The sequence below is a fragment of the Burkholderia sp. APQ4-4ca genome (assembly GCF_057837105.1).
The window spans coordinates 1-8,291 of the sequence record NZ_JBYQCG010000163.1; the positions used below are offsets into that span (position 1 = coordinate 1).

At 62.5% G+C, this 8,291-nt stretch carries 11 protein-coding genes and 1 pseudogene; 1 reads left to right on the forward strand and 11 read right to left on the reverse strand.

Going from position 1 to position 8,291, the window contains the following annotated elements; translation table 11 throughout:
* A pseudogene (locus tag AC3IFE_RS18955) lies at nt 1-285 on the forward strand (porphobilinogen synthase); the annotation flags it as partial.
* 128 nt (nt 286-413) lie between these two features.
* Here the strand turns inward: AC3IFE_RS18955 and dsbD are convergent.
* The 11 genes from dsbD to rplO all read right to left on the reverse strand — a co-directional run bounded on the left by dsbD (nt 414) and on the right by rplO (nt 8,226).
* Complete coding sequence (gene dsbD / locus AC3IFE_RS18960; protein WP_489191563.1) at nt 414-2,261, reverse strand: protein-disulfide reductase DsbD; 1,848 nt, start codon at nt 2,259-2,261, stop codon at nt 414-416.
* A complete protein-coding gene (cutA, locus tag AC3IFE_RS18965; RefSeq protein WP_089466460.1) occupies nt 2,254-2,580 on the reverse strand; it encodes a divalent-cation tolerance protein CutA in 327 nt (108 codons plus the stop codon). The genes dsbD and cutA overlap by 8 nt, the downstream gene beginning before the upstream one ends.
* Before the next feature lie 197 nt (nt 2,581-2,777).
* Nucleotides 2,778-3,173, reverse strand: coding sequence for a 50S ribosomal protein L17 (gene rplQ, locus AC3IFE_RS18970; protein WP_006477175.1), 396 nt, complete (start codon nt 3,171-3,173; stop codon nt 2,778-2,780).
* A gap of 149 nt (nt 3,174-3,322) precedes the next feature.
* Nucleotides 3,323-4,300 carry a DNA-directed RNA polymerase subunit alpha gene (locus AC3IFE_RS18975; RefSeq protein ID WP_006477176.1) on the reverse strand — a complete coding sequence of 326 codons (978 nt, stop codon included), beginning with the start codon at nt 4,298-4,300 and terminating at the stop codon, nt 3,323-3,325.
* A gap of 124 nt (nt 4,301-4,424) precedes the next feature.
* Entirely contained in the window at nt 4,425-5,048 is a 624-nt protein-coding gene (rpsD, locus tag AC3IFE_RS18980) for a 30S ribosomal protein S4 (protein ID WP_006477177.1), read from the reverse strand.
* A 154-nt stretch (nt 5,049-5,202) separates the two neighbouring features.
* The gene (gene rpsK, locus AC3IFE_RS18985) at nt 5,203-5,604 is read right to left on the reverse strand and encodes a 30S ribosomal protein S11 (RefSeq protein ID WP_004197937.1); all 402 of its coding nucleotides are present in this window, start codon (nt 5,602-5,604) and stop codon (nt 5,203-5,205) included.
* Nucleotides 5,605-5,632: 28 nt separating this feature from the next.
* On the reverse strand, nt 5,633-5,998 hold the full coding sequence (rpsM, locus tag AC3IFE_RS18990) for a 30S ribosomal protein S13 (RefSeq protein WP_006477178.1): 366 nt from the start codon (nt 5,996-5,998) through the stop codon (nt 5,633-5,635).
* Between the two features lie 38 nt (nt 5,999-6,036).
* Nucleotides 6,037-6,153, reverse strand: a complete 117-nt coding sequence (rpmJ, locus tag AC3IFE_RS18995) for a 50S ribosomal protein L36 (protein WP_004199844.1) — start codon at nt 6,151-6,153, stop codon at nt 6,037-6,039.
* A gap of 20 nt (nt 6,154-6,173) precedes the next feature.
* Nucleotides 6,174-6,392, reverse strand: coding sequence for a translation initiation factor IF-1 (gene infA / locus AC3IFE_RS19000; protein ID WP_004521905.1), 219 nt, complete (start codon nt 6,390-6,392; stop codon nt 6,174-6,176).
* Nucleotides 6,393-6,399: 7 nt separating this feature from the next.
* The gene (gene secY / locus AC3IFE_RS19005) at nt 6,400-7,749 is read right to left on the reverse strand and encodes a preprotein translocase subunit SecY (protein WP_089466459.1); all 1,350 of its coding nucleotides are present in this window, start codon (nt 7,747-7,749) and stop codon (nt 6,400-6,402) included.
* 42 nt (nt 7,750-7,791) lie between these two features.
* Nucleotides 7,792-8,226: a 50S ribosomal protein L15 gene (rplO, locus tag AC3IFE_RS19010; RefSeq protein WP_006482880.1), complete on the reverse strand. Its 435-nt coding sequence runs from the start codon at nt 8,224-8,226 to the stop codon at nt 7,792-7,794.
* Between the last annotated feature and the right edge of the window lie 65 nt (nt 8,227-8,291).

Genomic DNA, 8,291 nt, shown 5'->3' on the forward strand with positions numbered 1-8,291 from the left:
GAAGTGCGCCTCGACATCGACGAAGGCGCCGACATGGTGATGGTCAAGCCCGGCATGCCGTATCTCGACATCGTGCGCCGCGTGAAGGACGAGTTCCGCTTCCCGACCTACGTGTACCAGGTGAGCGGCGAATACGCGATGCTGAAGGCGGCCGCGATGAACAGCTGGCTCGACCACGACAAGGTGGTGCTCGAATCGCTGCTCGCGTTCAAGCGCGCGGGTGCCGACGGTGTGCTCACGTACTTCGCGCTCGATGCCGCGCGTCTGCTGAAAGCGCAGCGCTGATCGCGCGCCGGCAGGCACAGCAAAAACGGCGGGACACCTCGGTGTTCTCCGTTTTTTGTTTACCGTCGAGAGAGACCGTCGGCCGGCCCCGGATCTTCCGCTCGCCGGCGCGCCGCAGCCGGCCATCGTCATACCGTCGGAACGGCCGCCCGATCGAGGCTGCGCAGGAACGTGTCGGCCGCCTGATAGCCGACCACGCGGCCGATCTCGTGGCCGTTGCGATCGAAGAAGATGATGCCCGGCGGCCCGAACAGGTTGAAGCGCTTGAGCAGCGCCTGATCGTCCGGGTTGTTCGCGGTGACGTCCGCGCGCACGAGGTGAAGCTGAGCGAGCCGCGCCTGCACGCGCGCGTCGGTGAACGTCAGATGCTCCATCTCCTTGCAGCTCACGCACCAGTCGGCGTAGAAGTCGAGCATCACGGGCTGACCCGACGTCTTCAGCAGCGCGTCGAGTTCGCCGGTGGAGCGCACCGGCGCGAACACGGGGCCGTCCTGCGCCGCAGCCGCGCCGGCCGTCGTCGCGCCGCCGGACGCGGCGGTACGCGCCGCCAGCACGGCCAGCGGCTTGACGGGATCGGTCGAACCCGCAGCCAGGCCGACGAGCAGCGTCGCGGCCCAGATCGCGAGCGCGGCGCCCACGCCGCGGCCCAGGCGGCGCCAGATCGACGCGGCGCCGGCATTCGGCGTGAACAACCCGAGCGCCGCGGCCGCGATCAAGAGCCACAACGCCGCGAGCACCATCTTCAGCCCGCCGGCCAGCACCGGCCACACGATCCACAGCGCGGCCGCGAGCAGCACGATGCCGAAGAACACCTTCACGCCGTCCATCCATGCGCCCGCACGCGGCAGCACCGTCCCGGCTCCGATGCCCACGACCAGCAGCGGCACGCCGAGCCCCAGCCCCATCGCGAACAATGCCGCGCCGCCGAGCCACGCATTGCCGGTATGCGCGATGAAAGCGAGCACCGCGAACAGCGGCGCCGTCATGCACGCGCCGACGACCAGCGCCGACAACGCGCCCATCGCCGCGACCGCGACGAAGTGGCCGCCCTGGCGCGCGCTCGACGCCTCGGCCGCGCCGTTTTGCCAGCGCGCCGGCAACGCGATGTCCTTGCCCGAAATCAGCGACACCGCGAACGCGCTCAGCAGCACGCCGAACGCGCCGAGCACCCATGGGTTCTGCAGCCAGGCCCCAAGGCTCTGGCCAACCAGCGCGGCGGCGATGCCGAGCACCGTGTAGACCAGCGCCATGCCGACCACGTAGGTCAGCGACAGCGCGAAGCCGCGTGCATGCGTCGCGCGCGTGCCCTGGCCGATGATGATCGCGGACACGATCGGAATCATCGGGTATGAACAGGGCAGCAGACTCAGCACGACGCCCGCGACGAAATAGAGCGCGACGATCGTGAAGAAGCCGTGCCCTTCGAGCAGCGACTGCGCGAAATCGGCGCTCGTGACCTTGTCGAACCAGCTGCCCGCGGCAGCCGTGTCGCCGGACGGCGAGGCGGCGCCGAGCGCGGCGCCATCGACCTTCATCACGTGCTCGGCCGGCGGATAACAGATCCCTTCGTCCGCGCATCCTTGCGACGTCACCGCGAGCTCGAACGGACCGGCCGCCTGCTTCACCGGCACGTGAACGACGACCTCATCGCGATAGGTCTCCACGTTCTTCTGGAACGTCTGGTCGAACTTCACGTGGCCGGCCGGGAACTGCGGCTCGCCGAGCGCGGCCTGGCCGCTTTTCACCGCGAACGCGAAGCGCTCGCGGTACATGTAATAGCCGTTCGCGATCTTGAAGCGGACGTCCACCTGGCCCGGCGATTCGCTCGCGCTGAACTTGAACGCAACCGACGGATCGAGGAAATCGTCGGCCGCCCGCGCGGCGGACAGCCCGCCCAGCGCGAGCACGAACGACAACAGGACCGCAAGAAACCGCAGCGCGCGCACGCGCATCGAAAGCGCCATACCGTTAAACATGAAATAGACGTTGAGTTTCGCTGGTCACCCACTGGCCATACGCGGCCGATGCCGTCGTCTGCCACGAGACGATTTCGGGCGTCTCGTAAGGATGATGCGCGAGAATAAATCGCTCCAGTTCGAGTGCCCGAACCGGGCTCGTCTTGAACAGCAACTGGATCTCGTCGGCCGTTTCGACCTTGCCCTGCCAGTGATAGCGCGACTTGATCGCGCCGAGCTCCGACACGCATGCGGCGAGCCGCGCGCCGAGCGCGCCGTCGGCGAGCGCCGCGGCCGTCGCCGCATCGGGGACCGTCGTCAGCATCAGCACCACTATCATCCGTCTCCTCGCTCGTCTACAGACTCCTGCCAGTGCCGATTACCCGTTCAGGGACCGCATCGGTGCCCGTATCGTAGCGCAGCCCGCGCGACGCTGCCGGCCCCACCCTGCGACAATCAACCGCAGCCGGCACCTCAAAAACAAAAAGGGCCAAGCAATTGCTCGGCCCCTTTCAGATCCTGCTACGTACCGGAAGCTTACTCAGCTTCTTGCACGTTTTCCGTTTCGTCGACTTCCGGACGGTCGAGCAGCTCGACCAGTGCCATCGGTGCGTTGTCGCCCACGCGGAAACCGAACTTCAGCACGCGCAGGTAGCCGCCCGGACGGTTCGCGAAACGCGGACCGAGCACGTCGAACAGCTTCGCGACCGAGTCACGATCGCGCAGGCGGTTGAACGCCAGGCGACGGTTTGCCAGCGACGGCTTCTTGCCGAGCGTGATCAGCGGCTCGACGACTTTACGGAGTTCCTTCGCCTTCGGCAGCGTCGTCTTGATGACTTCGTGCTCGATCAGCGAGTTGGACATGTTACGGAGCATAGCCAGACGGTGGCTGCTCGTGCGGTTCAGTTTCCGCAGACCATGACGATGGCGCATTTCAGTTTCCTTGATTCAAAGTTTTGGTCCAGCTCTTCTATCGCGCCTAGGAGGGCGCACGGGCCGGTAACGAAAAAAAGCAAGATGCGGATTTTAAAGGAAAATCCGCATCTTTGCCAACGACAGCGATAGCCAGGCTACAACCGGGCTTACTTGTCGAGACCAGCCGGCGGCCAGTTCTCGAGCTTCATGCCCAGCGTGAGACCGCGCGAAGCGAGCACTTCCTTGATCTCGTTGAGCGACTTGCGACCGAGGTTCGGCGTCTTCAGCAGCTCGTTTTCCGTGCGCTGGATCAGATCGCCGATGTAGTAGATGTTCTCGGCCTTCAGGCAGTTCGCCGAACGAACCGTCAGTTCGAGATCGTCCACCGGACGCAGCAGGATCGGATCGATCTGCGGTGCGCGCGACGGTGCCTCGGCTGCCGTTTCCGTGCCTTCCAGCGCCGCGAACACGGACAGCTGGTCGACCAGGATGCGGGCCGACTGGCGGATCGCTTCTTCCGGCGTGATCACGCCGCTCGTCTCGATGTTCATCACGAGCTTGTCGAGGTCGGTACGCTGCTCGACCCGTGCGCTTTCGACCGCATAGCTCACGCGGCGAACCGGCGAGAACGATGCGTCGAGGACGATGCGGCCGATGATCTTGGCCGTGTCTTCGCCGTAGCGACGGACGTTGCCGGGCACGTAGCCGCGACCCTTTTCGATCTTGATCTGAACGTCGAGCTTGCCGCCCTTCGACAGGTGCGCGATCACGTGATTCGGGTTGATGACTTCGCAATCGTGAGCCAGCTCGATATCGCCGGCCGTCACGACGCCTTCGCCTTCCTTGCGCAGCGTAACCGTCACTTCGTCACGGTTATGCAGCTTGAACACCACGCCCTTCAGGTTCAGCAGCAGGTTGACGACGTCTTCCTGCACGCCATCCAGCGTCGAGTACTCGTGCACCACGCCCGCGATCGTGACTTCGGTCGGCGCGTAGCCTACCATCGACGACAGCAGCACGCGGCGAAGCGCATTGCCCAAGGTGTGGCCGTAACCGCGTTCGAACGGTTCCATGACCACCCTCGCGTGGTTCTCGCCCAGCGATTCCACGGCGATGATCTTGGGTTTCAGCAAACTGGTTTGCATGGGCTTTCCTTTTCAATACCCTCGGCTCGTTACACCGATAAGGCTGACCGGTAACAACCAGAAAATAAACAGCCGAGGCCCCTCCTTGCGCGACGCAATCGGGGTACCTCGGCCGTCAATCGGATTAACGCGAATACAATTCGACGATCAGGCTTTCGTTGATGTCGCCTGCGATTTCAGCGCGTTCCGGCATTTGCTTGAACGTGCCTTCGAACTTCTTCGCATCGACTGCAACCCAGCTCGGCATGCCGCCTTGCTCGGCCAGCGACAGCGCTTCGACGATACGCGCCTGCTTCTTCGCCTTTTCGCGGATCGCGACGACGTCGCCCGCCTTCACTTGCTGCGACGGGACGTTTGCGACGACGCCGTTCACGGTGATCGACTTGTGGCTCACCAGCTGGCGCGCTTCAGCGCGGGTCGAGCCGAAGCCCATGCGGTACACGACGTTGTCGAGGCGCGACTCGAGCAGTTGCAGCAGGTTTTCACCCGTGTTGCCCTTGCGGCGGTCGGCTTCAGCGAAGTAGCGGCGGAACTGACGTTCCAGCACGCCGTAGATGCGCTTGACCTTCTGCTTTTCGCGCAGCTGCGTACCGTAGTCGGACGTACGCGCGCCCGAGGTACGGCCGTGCTGGCCCGGCTTGCTGTCGAGCTTGCACTTGTCGGCGAGCGAGCGGCGCGCGCTCTTCAGGAACAGGTCGGTGCCTTCACGGCGGGACAGCTTGGCTTTGGGGCCGATATAACGTGCCACTTTGCATTCCTTTATCAATCAGTCACGCGGATCGAAATCCGCGCTAGTCCGCTCCCTTTGGGGCGAACGGTGGGCTTAGTCAATCAAAAAAGCAACGCCCGTCGACGCTGAGCGGCGACAGGCAATGCGCTAGCACGAACGTGCCAGCACATCCTCAGATACGACGACGCTTCGGCGGACGGCAGCCGTTGTGCGGAATCGGGGTGACGTCCGAAATCGCGGTGATCTTGATGCCGAGGCCGTGCAGTGCGCGCACTGCCGACTCGCGACCCGGGCCCGGGCCCTTGATCCGCACTTCCAGATTCTTCACGCCGTATTCCATCGCGACGCGGCCAGCCGACTCGGCTGCGACCTGAGCAGCGAACGGCGTCGATTTGCGCGAGCCCTTGAAGCCCTGACCGCCCGACGTCGCCCATGCCAGAGCGTTGCCTTGGCGATCGGTGATCGTGATGATCGTGTTGTTGAACGACGCGTGAACGTGAACCACGCCTTCAGCGACGTTCTTCTTAACCTTCTTGCGAACGCGTTGCGCCGCGGTGTTCGAAGCCTTAGCCATTACGTTTTCCTGTAACTGTCAGTTCCGCTTACTTCTTCAGCGCTTGCGCTGCACGACGCGGACCCTTGCGGGTACGTGCGTTCGTACGCGTACGCTGACCGCGCATCGGCAGGCCCTTGCGATGACGAACACCACGGTAGCAACCGAGGTCCATCAGGCGCTTGATGTTCATCGTCACTTCACGGCGCAGATCGCCTTCGACGACAAACTTGCCCACTTCTTCACGCAGCTTTTCCAGGTCTGCGTCGGTCAGATCCTTGACCTTCTTCGAAAAATCGACGCCAGCTGCCACGCAGATGCTGCGCGAACGGGTGCGGCCGACACCAAAGATAGCCGTCAGGCCGATCTCGGTGTGCTGGTGATTCGGGATGTTAACCCCTGCGATACGAGCCATTGTTTTTCCTCAAACAAAAAGCGCAAACAAACGCGCGGTCAGCCTTGGCGCTGCTTGTGGCGCGGATCCGAGCTGCAGATCACGCGAACGACGCCTTTGCGCTTGATGATCTTGCAATTGCGGCAAATGCGCTTAACCGATGCCATCACTTTCATGATAATACCCTTTTTTCAAATCACTTCGCCCGGAACACGATCCGCGCACGAGACAGATCGTAAGGCGTCAACTCAACCGTCACCTTGTCGCCGGGCAGAATGCGGATGTAGTGCATCCGCATCTTTCCGGAAATATGCCCCAACACGACATGGCCGTTTTCCAGCTTCACACGGAAGGTCGCATTCGGGAGGTTTTCAATCACCTCACCCTGCATCTGGATTACATCGTCTTTGGCCATAGTCCTTTCAACGCGTCGGGATATTGCCGCCCTTGAAGTTTGCCTTCTTGAGCAGCGACTCATACTGTTGCGACATAACGTACGACTGCACCTGCGCCATAAAGTCCATCGTGACGACGACAATGATCAGCAGCGACGTTCCACCAAAATAAAACGGCACGTTCCAGCGCAGCACCAGGAATTCCGGCAGCAGACACACGAAGACGATGTAGATCGCACCGGCCAGCGTCAGACGCGTGAGGATGCGGTCGATATATCGTGCGGTCTGATCGCCCGGACGAATGCCCGGAACAAACGCGCCGCTCTTCTTCAGGTTGTCCGCGGTCTCCCTGCTGTTGAACACCAATGCGGTGTAGAAAAAGCAGAAAAACACGATTGCCAGCGTGTACAGCAGCACATAGACCGGCTGGCCCGGCTTCAGCGCTTCCGCAACGTTATGCAACGTATTGGAAATCCAGCTTCCCGTCGGCTGACCGGTACTGAACCAGCCGAGAATCGTTGCCGGGAACAGAATGATCGACGATGCAAAGATCGGCGGAATCACGCCCGACATGTTCAACTTCAGCGGCAGATGCGACGACTGCCCACCGTAGATCTTGTTGCCGACCTGGCGCTTCGCGTAGTTCACGAGGATCTTGCGCTGGCCGCGTTCGATGAACACGACCAGGTAAGTCACCGCGGCAATCAGAACGACGATGATGATCGCCGAAATGATGCTCATCGAACCCGTACGCACCAGCTCGAACAACCCACCGACGGCATTCGGGAACCCTGCTGCGATCCCGCCGAAGATGATGATCGAGATACCGTTGCCCAGACCACGCTCGGTAATCTGCTCGCCGAGCCACATCAGGAACATCGTGCCCGTCACCAGCGTCACGACCGTCGTCAGACGGAACAGCGTGCCGGGATCGGTGACGAGGCCCGGCTGGTTTTCCAGCGCGGCCGCGATACCGAATGCCTGGAAGGTCGCGAGCACCACGGTGAAATACCGCGTGTACTGCGTGATCTTCCGTTGCCCTGCCTGCCCTTCCTTCTTCAGCGCCTCGAGCTGCGGCGAAACGATCGCCAGCAACTGCATGATGATCGACGCCGAAATGTACGGCATGATCCCCAGCGCAAAGATCGTGAAGCGGGAAAGTGCGCCACCCGAGAACATGTTGAACATGCCCAGGATGCCGCCCGCCTGGCTCTGGAACAGCTTGGCCAGTTGATCCGGATCGATGCCCGGCACGGGAATGTGCGCGCCGATGCGATAGACGATCAGCGCCAGGAGCAGGAACATCGCTCGCCGGCGCAGATCGCCGAATTTCGCCGTGCTTCGACCGGGTTTTGCAAGACTCGGGCTGTTAGCCAAGTACCTTCTCCGATGAATGCAAGTGACGACGCGCTACGCGTGTCACTCGGCGAACGAACCGCCAGCCGCTTCGATCGCAGCGCGCGCACCCTTGGTGGCACCGAGACCCTTCACGACGATCTTGCGCTTCAGTTCGCCCGTCGCGATGATCTTTGCGCTCTTCGTCAGCTCGCCGACCAGGCCGGCTTGCTTCAGTGCGAGCAGATCGATCTCGTCGACCGGCAGCTTCTCGAGGTCGCCCAGGCGCACTTCACCGACGAATTCCTTCGTCAGCGACGTGAAGCCGCGCTTCGGCAGACGACGTTGCAGCGGCATCTGACCGCCTTCGAAACCGACTTTGTGGAAGCCGCCCGAACGCGATTTCTGACCCTTGTGACCACGGCCAGCCGTCTTGCCGAGGCCCGAACCGATGCCACGACCGACGCGACGCTTGGCGTGCTTGGCGCCAGCTGCCGGCTTCAGGTTATTCAATTCCATATCAACTCCTTGATCCGTAGGGCCGCTTACGCGATGACCTTAACGAGGTACGAGACCTTGTTGAT